20 protein-coding genes are annotated in these 17,452 nt (G+C 40.2%); 14 read left to right on the top strand and 6 right to left on the bottom strand.

The features are described 5' to 3' along the window. Positions 1 to 229 precede the first annotated feature (229 nt). A complete protein-coding gene (locus F7734_RS12415) occupies positions 230 to 640 on the top strand; it encodes a hypothetical protein (RefSeq protein WP_155744965.1) in 411 nt (136 codons plus the stop codon). Between the two features lies 1 nt (position 641). Here the strand turns inward: F7734_RS12415 and F7734_RS61870 are convergent, their stop codons facing one another. Next, positions 642 to 1,589, bottom strand: a complete 948-nt coding sequence (locus F7734_RS61870) for a CHAT domain-containing protein (protein ID WP_347566184.1) — start codon at positions 1,587 to 1,589, stop codon at positions 642 to 644. 124 nt (positions 1,590 to 1,713) lie between these two features. Then, the gene (locus F7734_RS12410) at positions 1,714 to 4,209 is read right to left on the bottom strand and encodes a tetratricopeptide repeat-containing protein (protein WP_207714083.1); all 2,496 of its coding nucleotides are present in this window, start codon (positions 4,207 to 4,209) and stop codon (positions 1,714 to 1,716) included. Between the two features lie 114 nt (positions 4,210 to 4,323). Between F7734_RS12410 and F7734_RS63385 the strand changes: the two genes are divergently transcribed. Beyond that, positions 4,324 to 4,539 carry a hypothetical protein gene (locus tag F7734_RS63385; protein ID WP_243146843.1) on the top strand — a complete coding sequence of 72 codons (216 nt, stop codon included), beginning with the start codon at positions 4,324 to 4,326 and terminating at the stop codon, positions 4,537 to 4,539. Positions 4,540 to 4,541: 2 nt separating this feature from the next. Here the strand turns inward: F7734_RS63385 and F7734_RS65225 are convergent, their stop codons facing one another. Then, on the bottom strand, positions 4,542 to 4,673 hold the full coding sequence (locus F7734_RS65225) for a hypothetical protein (RefSeq protein WP_279239701.1): 132 nt from the start codon (positions 4,671 to 4,673) through the stop codon (positions 4,542 to 4,544). A gap of 58 nt (positions 4,674 to 4,731) precedes the next feature. On the opposite strand from F7734_RS65225, the gene F7734_RS63380 reads away from it, so the two are divergent. The 6 genes from F7734_RS63380 to F7734_RS12380 are packed head-to-tail and all read left to right on the top strand — an operon-like array spanning position 4,732 to position 9,886. Next, a complete protein-coding gene (locus F7734_RS63380) occupies positions 4,732 to 5,151 on the top strand; it encodes a CHAT domain-containing protein (RefSeq protein WP_347566183.1) in 420 nt (139 codons plus the stop codon). A gap of 24 nt (positions 5,152 to 5,175) precedes the next feature. Continuing rightward, the gene (locus F7734_RS12400) at positions 5,176 to 5,724 is read left to right on the top strand and encodes a cyclic nucleotide-binding domain-containing protein (RefSeq protein WP_155744963.1); all 549 of its coding nucleotides are present in this window, start codon (positions 5,176 to 5,178) and stop codon (positions 5,722 to 5,724) included. 16 nt (positions 5,725 to 5,740) lie between these two features. After that, a complete protein-coding gene (locus F7734_RS12395) occupies positions 5,741 to 5,989 on the top strand; it encodes a hypothetical protein (RefSeq protein ID WP_155744962.1) in 249 nt (82 codons plus the stop codon). After that, on the top strand, positions 5,986 to 7,173 hold the full coding sequence (locus F7734_RS12390) for a CHAT domain-containing protein (RefSeq protein ID WP_155744960.1): 1,188 nt from the start codon (positions 5,986 to 5,988) through the stop codon (positions 7,171 to 7,173). The genes F7734_RS12395 and F7734_RS12390 overlap by 4 nt, the downstream gene beginning before the upstream one ends. Beyond that, positions 7,170 to 7,949 (top strand): hypothetical protein, encoded by a 780-nt coding sequence (locus F7734_RS12385; RefSeq protein ID WP_155744958.1) that lies wholly within the window; start codon positions 7,170 to 7,172, stop codon positions 7,947 to 7,949. Before F7734_RS12390 ends, F7734_RS12385 begins: the two co-directional genes overlap by 4 nt. Then, the gene (locus F7734_RS12380; protein ID WP_155744956.1) at positions 7,946 to 9,886 is read left to right on the top strand and encodes a hypothetical protein; all 1,941 of its coding nucleotides are present in this window, start codon (positions 7,946 to 7,948) and stop codon (positions 9,884 to 9,886) included. Before F7734_RS12385 ends, F7734_RS12380 begins: the two co-directional genes overlap by 4 nt. A 177-nt stretch (positions 9,887 to 10,063) precedes the next feature. On the opposite strand, the gene F7734_RS12375 is transcribed toward F7734_RS12380, so the two are convergent. From F7734_RS12375 to F7734_RS12365, 3 genes are read right to left on the bottom strand one after another with little or no spacing between them, the layout of a single operon-like run. After that, on the bottom strand, positions 10,064 to 10,219 hold the full coding sequence (locus F7734_RS12375) for a type II toxin-antitoxin system HicB family antitoxin (protein ID WP_155744955.1): 156 nt from the start codon (positions 10,217 to 10,219) through the stop codon (positions 10,064 to 10,066). Further along, positions 10,216 to 10,410: a type II toxin-antitoxin system HicA family toxin gene (locus F7734_RS12370; protein WP_155744954.1), complete on the bottom strand. Its 195-nt coding sequence runs from the start codon at positions 10,408 to 10,410 to the stop codon at positions 10,216 to 10,218. Before F7734_RS12370 ends, F7734_RS12375 begins: the two co-directional genes overlap by 4 nt. Before the next feature lie 10 nt (positions 10,411 to 10,420). Next, positions 10,421 to 10,645 carry a hypothetical protein gene (locus F7734_RS12365; RefSeq protein WP_155744952.1) on the bottom strand — a complete coding sequence of 75 codons (225 nt, stop codon included), beginning with the start codon at positions 10,643 to 10,645 and terminating at the stop codon, positions 10,421 to 10,423. 335 nt (positions 10,646 to 10,980) lie between these two features. On the opposite strand from F7734_RS12365, the gene F7734_RS12360 reads away from it, so the two are divergent. The 6 genes from F7734_RS12360 (at position 10,981) to F7734_RS12340 (ending at position 17,352) form a co-directional block, all read left to right on the top strand. Beyond that, entirely contained in the window at positions 10,981 to 12,771 is a 1,791-nt protein-coding gene (locus F7734_RS12360; protein ID WP_155744950.1) for an Hsp70 family protein, read from the top strand. A 71-nt stretch (positions 12,772 to 12,842) separates the two neighbouring features. After that, positions 12,843 to 13,895 carry a clostripain-related cysteine peptidase gene (locus F7734_RS12355; RefSeq protein ID WP_243146841.1) on the top strand — a complete coding sequence of 351 codons (1,053 nt, stop codon included), beginning with the start codon at positions 12,843 to 12,845 and terminating at the stop codon, positions 13,893 to 13,895. A 10-nt stretch (positions 13,896 to 13,905) separates the two neighbouring features. Further along, positions 13,906 to 14,163 (top strand): hypothetical protein, encoded by a 258-nt coding sequence (locus F7734_RS63375; protein ID WP_243146840.1) that lies wholly within the window; start codon positions 13,906 to 13,908, stop codon positions 14,161 to 14,163. Between the two features lie 199 nt (positions 14,164 to 14,362). Continuing rightward, entirely contained in the window at positions 14,363 to 15,901 is a 1,539-nt protein-coding gene (locus tag F7734_RS12350) for a hypothetical protein (RefSeq protein ID WP_155744949.1), read from the top strand. Positions 15,902 to 16,250: 349 nt separating this feature from the next. Continuing rightward, positions 16,251 to 17,033, top strand: coding sequence for an HIRAN domain-containing protein (locus tag F7734_RS12345; protein WP_155744947.1), 783 nt, complete (start codon positions 16,251 to 16,253; stop codon positions 17,031 to 17,033). Between the two features lie 94 nt (positions 17,034 to 17,127). Next, positions 17,128 to 17,352 carry a hypothetical protein gene (locus tag F7734_RS12340; RefSeq protein ID WP_155744946.1) on the top strand — a complete coding sequence of 75 codons (225 nt, stop codon included), beginning with the start codon at positions 17,128 to 17,130 and terminating at the stop codon, positions 17,350 to 17,352. Positions 17,353 to 17,452: the final 100 nt, after the last annotated feature.

Raw genomic sequence — 17,452 nt, 5'->3', positions numbered from 1 at the left:
AGTTAACACCTGCTACTACTCAGCTTTAAGGGTACGAGTTTTATACAGAGGGAGGATTAAAGTTTTGGCCGTTTGAGACATTTATTTTATTTGGAAAGCTAATTATTGAGGAAAGTGCGCCCAGAATAACAGCCTATGTAGTTGGCACAGCCTACTATTTTCTCAATATGGGGACAGGATGTGCTAAATTTTTATCGCTCCCTTAGTTCATAGAAAGAAGATTATGTTTATGAACGACTTAATTCAACTTAGTTCCGAAAAAATTGCCGAATATCGCGCTCAATTAGCAGATTATCCTAATTCTATCGCTGCTTTAGATGTAATTGAGGAATGGGATGGAGATTTAGCAGATGCGGCAGAATCTCTTGCTACTCGTAACGGAATTGAAGGAGTAGAAGATAATGCTGATTTACGTTGGTTTGTGATTGTTTTAAAACAGTGTCGTGATTCTATTTGTCAACCAAAGTATGAAACTTTACGGGAAAAATATTTACCTGCAATTATTCCTCCTTTAACAGATATTATAGCCGGATGTTTTATGTGTCCTCCCGGAGTAGCCGGACTATTAGCAACTCCAGTTGCTATTTATATTTCAGAGAAAGGAATGGATAATTTTTGTCGAAATTCTACCGCTTCTTAACTTAAACCCCTGTAGCAATAAATCCTGTCCAATAATAGGGATTTTCAAAGGGATAAGGTTGACGTTTTACAGCAGATTCTAATAAGTCTTTGAATTTCAGACGCTCTCTCTTATTTTCAAAGACTTTATCTAAGAGTTGCTCAAATTTTCTACTATTTTTAATTCTTGCTAATTCTTTACTGGTAAGAGTTCTTAACCACTTTTGAGTTTTATTTAAGGTAATAGCAATACTGCCTTGCTCTAGGTTTGATATTCGTTGCAAATTATGATAAAACTTAGACATAAATAAAGCAGTTGCAAGAGGATCGACTGTCCAAAGGGTACTAACAACACTAGAACTACCAGCAAAGAGAAAACCACTAGGTAAACCGATATATTCATCACTGATAATGTTAGGATCGGTCATGCCACTTTCACAAGCAGAAAAGGTGACTAAACGACACTGTTTAAGGTCAAGTTTTTCAAATACTTCGGCTAGGGTTAGATTAGCTGATTCTCCTAAATTACCTTCGGGATCTGCTAAACATAAAGCGGAATCTAGGGGAGATTCAGGATTAAATTTACCATGACAAGAAAAATGAATACAATGAGCAGATTGTAACTCTTGTTTTCTTTGAGTAATAATCTTTTCTGATGCTTTTTTTTCAGCGATAATAACAGTTTGCTCTAATTCAAAACCTTGCTTAATTTTCTCGATTTCCAGATTAGCACCTAATAGGGGTTTTAGGTCTTGTCTGGTAGGATTGTTAATAGCAAATAGACGATACAGTTTTGTTTGTTTTGATGATTGTTTAACCAGGTTTAAAATTTGGCAACTAGGAGCATAAGCTATACCTTTAGCAAAATTTTGATAAAAATATTCACCATTCTTTAAAGGAAATGTATGAATTGGTAAAATATGTAGATAACGATGAGGAATAATAATTAAGCGTTGGCAAGTTTTAGGAATGAGATCAAAAATATCGTTAATATGTAGGTTATCTGCAAAGGTTTGTAAAAGGTTAGGAAGTTGATTGATCCATTCTTGTTTACCATTTTTGGAGTAGTAAAGCTGTAGATAATTATTAATAGTATCACTTTAATTCGCTTACTGAAGATTCCCAAACTTTAACTTCTGTATCATCAGACACGACAAAAGTTAATATTTTCTCACCCGTAATATACAATTGTAAAAGACAAGTTTCAATATCACTTAAGGATTGAATCTCTTTAAAGGAGATGGGTTCAACTTTTTGAGTTAGTTTGAAAGTGGGATCAAATGGTGTGATTTTCCGATCAATAAAATTATCTAATTCTTGTTGATATTCCTTGAGATGACTTTGATCTGTCACATAAGGCATTAAATTATCATTACGGCTAGTATTTTGGTTAATGCTTTGATTTTGGAGGCGGATTTGTTCATTAACTACCCTTTGACGTAATTTATCCCATTGATCAATCGTAGCTTGACTAACGTCTTGGGGTTTGAGATTTTTTTGAGTCATCAATTCCACAAGGTTTCTCGCTTTACTGCGTTCAATGTATTCTAATGCTTTGTCAGGTTGATTGAGTTTAATATGCGCCTGCACAATACCATAAAAGACATCAATGGCATTAGAGAGGGTTTGTTGGCGATTTTGGGGATTAAGTGCTTCTATTCGGGCATTTTCGAGGGCTTCAATGGCGAGATGATAGGCTTCTGTGGCGGGTTGCCATTGATTTTCGGTGTAGTATAGGATGCCTAAATTACGGGCGGTTAGTAAACAATCCAAAGGAGTATCTTCTTTTGTGCGGATTTTTAAAGCATTTTGATAAAACTCGATCGCTTGCTTTAAATTGTTAGCTTTGTCCCCTTTAATTCTGAAAAGGTAAGCATTAGCGAGATTATTTTGTGTGCTTGCCCAATCTTGTGGGAAGGTATCAAAAGTTCTCACTTTTAGAGCTTCAGTGTAAGCAACGATCGCTCGTTCTAAATTGTCAGCTTTATCCCCTCTGACTCTAAGAAAGTAAGCATTACCAAGATTATCTTGCGTACTTGCCCAATCTTGTGGAAAGGTATCAAAATTTCTCACTTTTAGAGCTTCGGTGTAAGCAACGATCGCTCGTTCTAAATTGTCAGCTTTATCCCCTCTAATTCTTTCACAGTAACAACCACCCAGATTATTGTTTGTTATTGCCCAATCTTGAGGAAAAGCATCAAAAGTCCTAACTTTCAATGCTTCTTGATAACAGATAATCGCTTGCTCTAAATTATCAGCTTTATCCCCTCTAATTCTCTTTGAGTAAGCAACAGCAAGATTATTTTGCGTATTTGCCCAATCTTGGGGAAAAGCATCAAAAGTCCTAACTTTCAATGCTTCTTGATAACAGATAATCGCTTGCTCTAAATTATCAGCTTTACTCCCTCTAATTCTCTTTGAGTAAGCAACAGCTAAATTATGTTTTGTCGTTGCCCAATTTTGGGGCAAAGTATCAAAATTCCTAACTTTCAATGCTTCTTCATAACAGATAATTGCTTGTTCTAAATTATCAGCTTTATCCCCTCTAATTCTATCTGAGTAAGCATTAGCGAGACTATTTTGCGTATTTGCCCAATCTTGGGGAAAAGCATCAAAAGTCATCACTTTCAATGCTTCTTGATAACAGACCATCGCTTGTTCTAAATTATCAGCTTTATCCCCTCTAATTCTGTTTGAGTAACGATTACCGAGATTATGTAGTGTGCCTGCCCAATCATGAGGAAATGACTCAAAACCCAATACTTTCAGAGCTTCTTTTTCATAAACTATCGCTTGTTCTAAATTATCAGCTTTATCCCCTCTGATTCTTTTTGAATAAGCACTAGCAAGATTACTTTTTATCTTAGCCCAATCATTAGGAAATGCCTCAAAAGTTAATACCTTCAGCGATTCTTGATAACAGATAATCGCTTGTTCTAAATTATCAGCTTTATCTCCTCTAATTCTTTTTGAATAAGCAATAGCGAGATGACTTTGTAATATTGCCCAATCTTGGCGAAATTTGTCAAATGTTAATATCTTTAAGGCTATTTGATATCCTGTAATAGCGATTTCTAAGTTATTGGCAATACTGCCGAGAGAATATTGTTCAATTAAGCTACTAAAATCAAAGATAACATCAGCAATATATTCAGATTCTTCTGGAGCAACGGATGATAGAGTATTTTTTGCCCAATCATCTAAAACTACTATCAGATTTTCATCTAATTTATCCAGATTTTGTGCCAAAAAAGGATAAATTAACTGGGGGTTAGGATTTTCAGAGATTTTTTGTAATACTTCCATCAAGAACTTGAGATAGTCTTGAGGGGTCTTAGTGGTTGCTGTGGGTTCATCTTCTAATAACCCTAAAGCTTCTGCTAACTGTTGCGCTATATTCATCAACCACTGTGCCTCATTTTTCCTTCCTGCTTCCCCGTATTGTTGAGCTACGGCTATCATTGTCTCAATCAATTCCTGATTCAATAATTCTTGATTATCCTGTAGAATTCGAGTTTCATCGCCTTCATTACAGGATAATAATTGATTAATGAGGCTGAGATAGACTTCAAAACGCTGTTCGTCGCTCATGAATTGGAAGTGGTTAGAAGAGGATGATTATTCTTAAAGTATAGTTTCAACAACAGCGATCGGAAGAGAAAGCACAGTCCGTTTTCGCGTTAGCCTGCGCCGCACACCTCCTGTATGGTACGAAAATCGGTTGATGGAGGTGGCAAAGGAAATCCAGAGATGTTTTGGGGACTGCGCTACACCCCGGCTCGAATTCTTAACCCAGAAAAAGATATCGCAGATTATGTTTTGGAGCAAGCTCAACCTTCAGATATGCTGTTTTGTTTGCATCACAGGTTGCTTCACGCTCATAGGAAGGAAAGACCGGAAATTGAAAGGTTGTTAGGGTGACATCACGCGATCGCTTTACCCTCTTGAGAACAGCCTGCAACTTGACCAATGGTAAATGCAGCGACCCCTTGGGCGATGATTTGCTCAAATATCTTTACAAAGCCAGTCACAATATGCTGCATTTTGCTTGCCATTGTAAGGAAAGCAAGCTGGGGGATAAATTGCTGATTTCTTTTATTTAAAGATGAGGAGATTGCAGAAAATGCTTTAGTCTTAGAGTTGGAAACTTATAAATTTTTATTGAGACAGGGGAAATTTCTCTGTCAACCATTGGTGTTTCTTAATGCTTGTCAGTCAGCTGGAGGTGCGGATGAGTTACGAAGGACATTCAATTTACCCAAGGTGTTTATTCAGCATGGTGCAGCAGCGGTGATTGCTACAGCCTGTCCTGTACCGGATATGTTTGCAGCAGCGTTTGCGAAGGTATTTTATAAGTTTTTTCTGCGGGGACAGGTGGTAGAGGATGAAACAACTGGGAAGAAATTTGTTAAAATTATGACAATTGGGGAGGCACTACGGGCGACAAGGTGGTATTTTTTGAAGGAGTTTAATAATCCGTTGGGATTGGCTTATGGGGTTTATAGTCCGGCGGGTTATCGAGTAAGGATGTAGAGCCAACAAATTGAGAACGTCCCCATGACTTACACCAGCAGCACAATTCAAGAATTTCTTGCTGGCATCTATCCTTTTGATCGGTTGTCATCAGCAGCACGAGCAGAACTGTCAACACAGTGTCAGTGGTTGCGCTATCGGATAGGTCAGGCGATTGTTACACGGGAGAAAATGCCTGCCTGTGTTGGAATTATCTACGAGGGGAAAGCCCGTCTCATTGGTTATGTTCCCCACCTTCAGGAACCAGTGACGCTGAAGTTGCTACAACCGGGAGAAATGCTTGGTTGGGTTGGTTTGGTAAGGGGAGTACCTTGTGAAACAGCATTTGCTTCTGTAGAAACAATTTGTTTAGTTCTATCAGCTGAAAATTTTTTAGCAGTTTTACAAAGAGAGTTGCCGTTAGCAAATGCTTTTCAGAATCAGTGTACTCTCATTGAGGTGTTTGATTTACTTAGTGCTGAGCTGGCTCGACAAGCTATTAGCAGTGTCAACCTTAAGGAATTGGCTTTGAAAGCTCAGTCAGAAGCCGTAATCTGCAACTTGCTTCCAGGTAGGGTGTCCTATTTGGCATAAAGATAGAGTCATCGAAGTGGCAGAAAATCTTGCCTTTGAGAATCTGCAAGTTCATATTGTAACCTATGGACTCCAAATCATTCCAGAACTGCCCATCACAATGACGCGCACTGATAAAGGTGATTATTTAGGCTGGTTTACCCTAGTTGTACCTGCAGAAATGACCGAGCCATCAGCTTTAGTTCAAGTGTACTTTGCAGATGGGATGCGACCAATTCACAGCCTCACCTTTTCCTTCAAAATTGAGAGCAGGAGGGAAGAATGAGTGGTATCAGTAGCGCCGTCCGCCATCAAACAATGGCATCTTTTTTACCTATTTTAGTCCGTACAGAATCTTATAATATTGATTGGCATCAGTTTAAAAAAAGCGCCACTGACGAAGAACTACTCAGATTTACGAACGGGGTTTTAGATTCTTTCTGGAGACTAGAAAAAGCCATTAATCAAGTAAAAAGCATCAAGTTAGATGCAGAGATTTGTCAGAAAGAAATGAAAGAACTGGCAAAGTGGGGTTTAGCTGCTTACCGGAGATTTTTTGAAGACGAACGCTCTCGTCAAATTATCGAAGGTCGTTGTAAAATGATGGGTAGTGAAACCCCTGCACCCACTTTTATATCAGAACGAGTCCTTTTTCCTTGGGAAGTCTTGTATGCAGGAGATAATTATCAAGAAGCTAATCCAGAAATGTTTTGGGGATTGCGCTACACCCCTGCTAGAATTCTGACTCCCGAAAAAGATATCTCTCGATTTTTGGCAGAAAGAACCACACCATTAGATATGATGTTTTGTCTGCATCATGGATTGCGAGAAGCGCATAAAAATGAATGGCTGCAAATTCAAAAACTCATTCGCAGTTTACAAAATAGCCGTTGCTCTCTTCTTTCAGCAGTAGGTAAGTTAACGGGGATTGAAAGTGGAGAAAACCTACTGGATTATTTCATAGAAGCTAACCATAACATTCTACATTTTGCCTGTCACTGTCTCTCAGAACAACTAGAAGTTGATACTCTGCTATTTTCTATGTTAAAGGATGAAGGACAAGAAGGAGAACCTTTAGTTATTCAGTTAGGAACAATAGCTTTTATTTTAGTCAAAGAAGATAAACAATTCCAGTGCCAACCTTTAGTATTCCTTAATGCCTGTCAGTCAGCAGGAGGAACTGATGCATTACGCAAAACTTTTAACTTACCTCAAATGTTTATTAAACGGGGTGCAGAAGCAGTCATAGCCACCGCTTGTCCGGTACCAGACCGTTTTGCAGCAGCTTTCGCTCAACAATTTTATACTTTTTTCATCGAAAAACAAATGACAATCGGGGAAGCATTGCAAGCTACCCGCAAATATTTTATAGAGGAGTACAATAACCCTTTAGGTCTTGCTTATGGTCTTTATAGTCCTGCTTACTACCGATTAACTCAACCCCTTGCTACAGTAGGTGTCGCCTCATGACAAACCCTGCATCTACATCAAACATTACCCAAGCAGATGTGGACAATTTACTCACGCAACTGCAACAACTGCGCCAAGGAATCACGATCGCACGGGAAACAATGACACCAATGTCAGCAAATCTCGCTGAAGCTTACAACGAATTCCAAGCCGTAGTCGGTGCATTACGCCGTCACTCAATGCGCTTGCAAGCAGAAATTGCCTCTCTTCGCACCCAAATTGAACGCTTCACCCACGTCGAAGACGATACACAACAGCAGGATGCAGGAAACGACAATTTTCTCTACAGGGAAGAAGGAATAACAGAATCTAGCTTACAAGACCCGGAAGCGGTTGATAAAGATATGCTATTAGAGCATATTTTTCGGGTACTCGACCCTGATGTTAACGATGAAGATGCTGAGTTACTGGCAAATCTCCAGGGTTTATGCAGCGATTGCACAGCCAGTTTAGCTGATATTTTGGAAGAATTGCCTTGGGGAGTTGTTTGGACAACTCGGAACTCCCAAGAAAACTTGACACAGCAGTATCAACGTCTGAAGATTTGGGAAGGAGCGTTAAACCGACAGATGCTTTCTTTGAACCAAGCAACAGAACGTTTGTACAAAGATGCACGTTACGGACTTTGGCAGCAACAGCAAAAAGGTCAAGAACACTGGCGCACTTTTCTCAATCAATGCGTCGAACAACAGCAAGACCAAAATTATGAATTACTTGCTGAGTTAGACAAATTAAAGGAGGAGTGGGAGCGAATCACCAGCACCAATAAATTATGAGCAGCAAAGACTACCAACTCGATTTACCAGTTCCACTTGGGGTTGAGGATTTACCCATCCCCGTAGCTGATGCTGCACCGCAACAGGAACAAACGAGGGACAAAGCTTTTTTAGAGTGGAGTAATTTGGCGAGTCAACGTCATGTTCGCTCTTTAGCTTTTGACTCAGCGCGGGGAGATTTATGGTTAGCGACAGGGGGAGGAGTCCTGCACTGGAAGTTGGAAGCAAACCAATTTGTTAGATATGCTAGCGAACATGGGTTGCCAGGTAACTCAGTGTTGGCAGTTGCAGTGGATAGTGCAGGTCAAGTTTGGGCGGCTCACGAGCATTTTGGCATTTACTATCTAAAAAATGACATTTGGCGACTTTATAGCTTCTTGGGAGAAGTGAAGGTCAGTTGTTTAACGGTGGACTCTACTGGTAAGCTTTGGGCAGGAACTGCTAGCGGTATCTATGCTATCAACAGTCCAGAACGTAAACCTGCTATTGAGCTACCTCCTGCTGGTTTTCCTCCAAGAGCAATGGCGATTGCAAATGAAAACGACATTTGGCTGTGCAATGCTCAAGGTGTTTATAATTACAAAAATTCTTGTTGGGTGCGTACTACCGACAGCGTGCAACCAGATATCTTAACACTAGCTCGTCAGGACAAAAATTTATGGTTGGGAACTTTTCGAGGACTGATACGCATTGACTTAACAACTAATACTTCTCAAAAAATTGATACTACATGTTTAAGTGAAGTTACTGTCTTAGCTTCCCATCCTGAAGGAGTTTGGGCAGCTTGCGGCGGACAAGTCGGTTTAGCAACAGAAACGGGTTGGACACCTTTGGGAGAAAAGCGATTTAATGCTCCCATTACCAGCTTGGTAGCAGGTGGCGATAATAAAGTATGGATTGGTACTCATGATGGACTGTTGCGAGGTGAGAATAAAGAGACACGCTTGTACTTAACAGATACCCCTCCTGATGTCATTGGGTTGGCTTCGGGTGACAAGTCTCCACCTACCTTCAGTCATTTAGTGCAAGCGCTTTCAGTCCAGCAATTGACAGACCGTTCTATTTTATGGATTGGTACAGCACGCGGTTTGTTTCGTTATGACTTATTAACAGAAAGTTGGCGGCGTTATGGGCAACTTGCTACCCAGGATATCCGTGCGATCGCTCTTAGCGCAAGCTGTACCCAGCTTATCGCCCTTGGCGCAAGCTGTACCCAGCTTATCGCCACCAGTCAGAACCAAGAAAATATTTGGGTTGCCAGTTGGTCTAGCGGTTTACATTCCTTGAGAGAAAAAGCAGAATTGGAAACCGCACCCAATATTTCCGAACCGATTTTGGCACTCACTACAGGGCTTGATTCTCAGTTGTGGGCTGTTGGGCTAGATGGTGCATATCATTACAATAATTCTGATTGGGTAAAAGTGATTTCAACGCAAGAACTACCCGTGCGCGGGTGGTTGCAAGCTGTTACTCAAGGAGTTAAAGATCGCGTGTGGCTGGGAACTTCTACAGGATTGTTGGTTTACACAACTGATACTAAGAAACTGACTGCAATTAGCGGTCATTTGGGTAGTGCTGATGTGCGATCGCTGCTAGCAATTTTTCACAATGAGTCGGAACTGGTATGGATAGGCACAAGTCTTGGGTTGTATGTGGGTAAGGTTGATTGTTGGGAGGCTGTAACTAATCTTGAGAACCGCACAATTACGGCTTTAGCTTGGGATGGTAACACCAATAGTTTGTGGGTTGGGACCGATAAAGGTTTATTTCGTGTTGTTCATCAAGGGAATAATTGGAACTTGGTAAATGAATTTAATATTCACAATAGCGGTTTAGCTGCAAATCGAGTTATAGCGCTTACTATAAGTAAAGAGAATGTTGGGGAGACTCAGTTATGGGTGGGTACACCATGCGGTTTGAGTTGTTATAGCTATTAACTGGCATCTTGACTATCGAAAACCATCGTAGTATTGGAACCAGACGGCGTTCAATATCCATTGAACCGAAAGAAAAAATCATCTCTTCAAACCGCTCTTAGTGCTCATAAGTTCATTGGCACTGCAACAGAAATTGCCTTCGCCTTAAGGGATGGTTCTGGAATAGTTTGACCATCTTCAAAGGAGAGTATCAATATAAAGCTCAATGGCTTCTTTAATATTGCTTTCTGTTTCCTCAAGGGTTTTCCCTGTAGAAATACAACCAGGCAAATCTGGAACATAAGCTGAATAGTTACTGCCAGCCCATTCAAAAATGACAACATATTCTTTCATAATTCGGACTCCATTTGCGCTTGTTTCCAGATACTTTTGAGAGTTCCAATGGCAACTTCATCAGAAAAATTCCCCGGTACAACAACGATACCGGATTTTTGGGGGTGCTTCAGGACTCGATGACTTCCTCGCATTCTCGCTTCATACCATCCATCCGCTTCTAATCGCTTGAGTACCTCACGAACTTTCATGACTTTTTCTTTATATTTTAAATTCCATAGTCATGTACTCACCAACTGCATACGAGAGCGCGAACTGCTTGAATTTCTGCCTGTTTGGTGCATCATCTTCATACAGCGCTTCTTCAGCTTCAAAAATTTGTTTGTCAATTATCTCTTGAAGTTGACGTTTTTCTTCTAAGTTAAGGGAAGATATGACTTCCGCTAAAGCTTCTAAGGAGAGTTGTAATTTAACGATGGCTGGCATTGTTATACAATTAATTTTTTATTTTAGACATTTTATAGCAATCCTAAATCATTTGTAAAATTCCTCTTTTCTTCGTGCTCTTTGCGTCTTTGCGGTTTATAATTTTATAAATCAAATAAGACTCCTATATAACTCCTATTAAACTTATTCTATAGCAATCCTATTTAAATCATGAAAATTTTTTCAGGAACCACGGAGGCGCAGAGGACACAGAGGTTAAGAAAGAGAGGATTTTACAAATGATTGAGGACTGCTATAACATTTATATTTTTGTAAATGTTAGAATAAGCATGAATTTCAGCAAACAAGCTTGAATTTGAGCATCATGTGAGCCGATGAGTGAAGTAGATATCCTGGGGATTGATTTAGGGACAACCAATTCAGCTATTGCGATCTGGGAGTCAGATACAGGAGGAGTCAGAGTTTTGTCAAACTTGGAAGGCGATCGCCTCACTCCTTCTGTGGTCATGATTGATACCAAAACCAATCAACCCATTGTCGGTAAATCGGCGTTAGATTTCATCACCAGTCACCCCAGTCAAGTCATCTACTCCGTAAAGCGTTTCATGGGTTGTACTTTTCGTGACGAACGGGTACGCATTGACCAAACCCAAGTTACCTATGAGATCGCCCAAGTGCAGCAGGGTAAGGTGAGTATCCGTGTTGGGGAAGAAATTTTCTCACCATCGCAAATTTCCGCCCATGTTCTGCGTAAGCTTAAGGAAGATGCTGAAGCAAGTTTGGGTAAAAAAATTACTCAAGCTGTCATCACTGTCCCTGCTTATTTCAGCGAATCCCAGCGTCAGGCTACCAAGGAAGCAGGAGAATTAGCTGGGTTGCGGGTTCCCCGGATAATTAATGAACCAACTGCTGCGGCTTTGGCATTTGGTTTGGGTACAGAACCTCAAACAGTAGCGGTGTACGATCTAGGTGGTGGGACGTTCGATCTATCAATTCTGCGGATTGAAAAAGGTTTGTTTCGTGTCAAAGCTACCAGTGGCGATACTCACTTGGGTGGGGATGATTTCGACTCTTGCATTGTGGGTTGGATGAAGGAAAAGTTTCAGCAGCAGCATAATGTAAATTTACCTGTTGCAGAAGACAGTAAGTTGCGATCGCAGTTACGAAAAACAGCAGAAGTTGCCAAAATCGCTCTTACCCAAACCACAGAATATCAAATTATGATTCCAAATCTTTTCATCGTAGAAAATAAGTCCTTGGGATTAGAAGCAACGTTAACTCGTACTGAGTTAGAAAAACTCGTGCAACCTTTTATTCAACGCACTTTAGACATTTGCGATGCTACTTTGAAAGAAGCTAAGTTGCAACCAACTGACATCGACCAAGTATTATTAGTTGGGGGACAAACCAGATTACCAGCTATCAAGGAAGCACTCTCGCATCGCTACGGTTGGAAAATTAACGACTCAATAAACCCAGATGAAGCCGTTGCTAGAGGAGCAGCTGTTTTAGGGGGAAGGTTATGCGGCTATCTTCGCGAAGAGGTGAAATTATGGGACGTGACACCCTTGTCTTTAGGAATTGAGTTAGCGAATGGCAAAATGGATGTCATCATTCGCGCCAATGAAGCTATACCAGTGACCAAGTGGCGCAAGGGACCGCAAGCCTTTACCACCCAGCGCGATGGACAAGAGAGTATACGCTTCCGTATTTATCAAGGAGAGCGACCAATTGCAGCAGATAATGAATTTATTGGTGAAGTCGTTCTCAACTTAGCCACAGTCCGTCCCGGTGGAGAAGTTAGGGTTAACTGTATGTTTAAAGTTGACCATGATGGGATTCTCCACGTGCTGGCGCAAGATACGAGTACCGAAGGACAACCTGTAGAGAAGACTTTTGACCGTTTTTATCGCTTGACTCAGCAAGAGGTAGACCAGAAACTTGAAGAAGCGAGAGTGCATCAAGATGAAGATACTGTCACCAATCGGATTTTTCAAGTAGAAGAAGAGATCGCCCGATTGCAACGTGTCATTAATAACGATAAGACATCCGATCGCGTACTGTTGGAAAGGTTGGGAGACTTGCAATTAGCTATTAGCGATCGCAATGTTAACCAAGCAGAGGAACTACTAGCCGAACTCAAAAGCAGAATTATGACCTTATAGTTTGCGGAATTTATGGATATAACAGTGATGGATTTGTAGAAAAAGAATACTAAACGCAGAACGATCGCAACATGACTCAAACAAATCGTCACTGGACTTTGATGGTCTACATGGCAGGGGATAATGGTAAAGTGTTCGAGCAGCTTCAAGGTAAACGCTTGATGGCTGCGATGGAGGAGCAAGGTTATCAGGATATTGCTGAAATGGAAGCAGTTGGCTCCACTCCAGAAGTAACCGTGCTAGTGCAGTTTGATACTCTTTCCAACCGCGAACACACTTACCGTATTTACATCCGCCCTTCTCTTGAACCGAGGCAAATCGAGAACATTCCAGAGCAGAATACAGGCGATCCCCGTGCATTACGCGACTTTATTGTTTGGGGAATTGAGAATTATCCGGCGGAAAACTATGCGGTTGCGCGAAATCGTGGTGTTCAAGTGAGGGCGAGTGAAGATGAAGTGCGCTCTTTTACACGCAGTCCTCAGTTACAGAGTGCCTTTTTCCTGTCTTCCATAGTGGAAGTGCTGCAACTGGAAGATGAAGAGTCAAGAGCGATCGCATTTGACGATTCATCTTTAGATTTCCTAGATAATGCCAAACTTCAGCAAGCTTTTCAAGAAGCCGAAGCGATTACAGGTAAAAAAGTTAGCTTAATTGGTATGGATGCTTGTTTAATGGGTATGGTAGAAGTCGCGTATCAACTGCGAGCAAACGCCAATTACATGGTTGCATCCCAAGAAGTAGAACCCCTATCAGGTTATCCTTACACGGCAATTTTACAGAATTTAACTGCCAATCCAGAAATAACAGCAGAGACGTTGGCAAAGTTAATTGTACGGGAATACGGGCGCTACTACGGAGGAGAATCGCGTGGTAGTGTAGCTCAGATTACCCAATCAGCGACCAATTTGAAGGGAGTTGAGAAGTTGGTTGAGGCGTTGGGAAGATTGGCAAATGTTTTGCGTCAATTGCTGGCGGAGTCAGATATTTATACTGAGAATGCATTGTATCATGCTCAACGTAAGGCAGTGCGTTTTCGCGATCGCCCTTGGCGCAAGCCGTACCCGGCTTATCGCGAAGCGCAAGCTGTACCCAGCTTATCGGGACTTTGTAGATTTGTATGATTTTTTGAAGATGTTAAGGGATAAATATGCAGGGGAGAGTACAGAATTAACCCAGGTTATAGATGAAGTGATGGATTTGATAATTCTTGAAGTTGAACCGCAGTTAATTTTGGCAAATGTGACTTCAGGGGTGAAATTTGAGCGTGTTAAAGGGTTATCAATTTATTCGCCAGTGAGAGGTTATTCTCAGTTTTATGAGAGGTCAGATTTTGCTTGTTGTGGGTGGGGAGAGTTTGTGAAGGTTTTGAACAGCACCGAAGAGTCGTGACAAAGCTATAATTGGAATAAAAGACAAGCCGGGTAGCACGCTTGGGAGCGATCGCTCAACGGGTTGAAATGAGCCACTGTACAGAAAGTTACACACTTAGCTGAAAGCTTTACTATATGAGCACTCTAGCCATTAAGATTTTTCCCCCTAAGTATAAGTTAACCTATATATGAAAATGTATAAGAATTATCAGAATAAAATGAAATTCAATGACTTTACTGAACTACAAAATTCAATTCGTGCATATAATTCAAATTCGATTTTGGCTCTAGGAACTAAGATATGCTGGCAAATATCAGAAACTCAATACTCAGATCCATTAATTTGGGTACAAGATAATGCTAAACGTAATTACACTATCCGTATAATGTTACTTGCTAGTGCAGGCAATCCCTATCGACGCAAGAATATTAATTTTCAAGATTTTCAGAATTTGATTAATGTTTATTTTAGTTGGGAGAAACATACTATTGCATACCCACATATTCTTGATAAAGAGGCAGAAACTCTATTTTTTTCTATTCGCAATTGGGAGAACGAAAATGCAAAAAAAGTTCGGAATTGGTCATTAAAACTTAGTGATATTTTTGATGTTGCAGTAATTCGCAAACATATGGTTGGTTTGTTTTTACAACGCCAAACAGCCTTCCAAAATGCAGGTTTTGGAAAACAATTTTCTCGCATTAAACGAACAATTAAATTTATTAATTTGTTAGAAAAACACTCTGGTAAAAATTTTTCAGAAGATTTTGTAAAATCTACAGGATTAAGCCCACAAATCTACTTTAGGCAATTTTTGGGTTGTTTAGCCTTATTTAAGCTGCATCCTAAAAGCCTGGGAGTGTGTGACTTTTCTCAATTTCCTGTTATTGATAATGAGCTTCAAAAAATGGGCATAACTCTGGAGAATTTAAAGTTGTTTATTAAGCAGAATAGTGCGCCATTTCATTTAGAATCTAACACTTCATTCCGCTGTAAAGTTAAAGAAAATCTCGACCGAGTATCTGAATATTATAATCCTTTTTTTTATAATATTTTCCTAGAAATCCCCTTGATTGAATTTGAGAAAGAGAAATTTTATTTGCCCGATCCTTTTTCTTTTACTGAATCATGTTGGAATCAAATTGAAGATCTAGTTCTCAAAAAATGGGGCAAGAGAGAACTAGGAAACATTTTAAGTGATTCCTTTGAGGATTATCTTGAAAATATACTTTTTCCATCCATAGCTCCTAACTCTTTTGAAAAGATTTCTGAGGTTCACAATCCTGAGAAACGTTCGGATAAACGCGCTGACTTTCTGATTAAACTTTCTAATGCATATATAGTAGTAGAATGTAAAAACAGTATTATGTATCTCGATACAAGCGCGTACTTTCACCCCGATGGAGTTGCTGAACTGTGGTGTCGTATCCACTCTGCATCCGAGCAAGTCGCCGCAACAGTAAAAGCCCTCAATATTAAGGATAAGCCAGTAATTCCTCTTATTATGACTTTCTATGACAACATTGTATCATCAGAAATATTAGAGGAAATGATAAGGCAAAGTGATTATTGCTCTTGTATGGGATTGAGTATTCCACCAATTGTACGTTCTTTACACGAATTTGAACATTGGATATCTGATAGAAGTCTTAATAACTGGGCTGACTTAATTCTACAAAAGCAAAATACTTCTTCACCTGTAAAACCTGATAACAAAGGACATAATTATCAATACTTAGAAGATATTTCCATTTGAATTAGGATAAGCACAACTCATAGATGAGCTTAGAAATAAACATTCTGGATAGCAGGGGGGATTTGCTCGCCAGATAAAATGTATGTATGGCGGCTTCTGATACTGAACGGCTCTTAGTTACGGTATGCTAGCGTTACTCATTTGAGTTAGCGCTTTCACTCGTTGCTCATCACTATCCCGAAGCCGCTTGTGTATGGTTGGCGCGACTTGAAAATATCTCGAAAGTAGATATATTAGATATTTTTCATCGGATTAACCGCTCGCGCATCTCCCCCGATGCGAGTCGTTTTGCCCAAGCTATTCTTGAAATAAACTGTCACAGGTTACTTACTTTGAGGGAAACATTACCTTGAAAACACCAAAAACCCTATTTTTAGCTTGGCAAGATTCCATTAGTCACTATTGGTTCCCTATTGGTCGGTTAACATTTGATGGGGGTGTCTATCAATTTGTCTACACGCAAGGTGTAAAAGAAGCTGAAGAGAAATGTGCTTTTAAACCTTTGTCTTCATTTCCGCGCTTAGATGAAATTTATACATCAACTCAGTTATTTCCAGTGTTTGCTAATCGGGTGATGTCGCGTAAGCGTCCTGATTATTCAAGTTTTATTGAATGGCTTAATATTCCGAATAATCAAAATGACCCAATTGCAATTTTAGCCCGCAGTGGTGGGGAACGAGAAACAGATACACTCGCCGTTTTTCCTTATCCAGAAGTTAATGAACAAGGACAGTACCATCTTTATTTTTTCTTGCATGGGTTGCGACATTTGTCAAGCAAAGCGATTGAGCGGATCGATCGACTTGAGCCTGGGGAAAAGTTATGGTTACAAAGCGAATTTCAAAATCCCTACGATTCTCAAGCTTTAATTTTCAACACCGAAGACCACTACATTGTCGGTTACTGTCCGCAATATTTGCAAGCAGAAGTTTTTGAGTGGCTTCGACAAAATTCTAACGAATGTGTGCGGGTAGAGCGTGTCAATAAATCTCCAACTCCGCTCCAGTTTCGCCTGCTGTGTAAAATGAGCGTGGATTGCAGAAATAATTTTCGCCCCTTCTCAAGTCCTCAGTATCAACCCCTTATTGCAGAGATTGCGACTGCGATAAAAGGATTGCCTTCGTCACGATAAACCAGTGGCAAAAACCAGGGTTACTATATGAATTAAAACCCATTATCTCCAAGCGGGAGCATCCCCCGTACAACGTCAAAATCCTTAAAGAATTATGAATCAAACCTTCACGACTCAACACATGACTCCAGAAGCGATCTCTTTGCTTGTCAACGACCTCCCCGATTATATCAAAGCTGCACTTTTGAAAAAGTCTGCTGAACTTGAATGTTCCCTCGAAGCTACAATTGAAATGGCAATCTCCAGTTTTCTAGATGAAGAAGCGTTGAGCTTTGAGGACTGTCTACTTGCTCAACGTCTGAAAGAGCGAGAGCGTTAGATTTGCTGTAATAGCTATAATTGGCATATAAAGACAAGCCGAGTAGCACGCTTGGAAGCGTTCGCTTCGGGCAGAATTAACGATTCAAATTTCAGATGAA

The sequence above is a fragment of the Scytonema sp. UIC 10036 genome (assembly GCF_009725235.1).
This window is presented reverse-complemented; position numbering and strand designations above follow the sequence as displayed.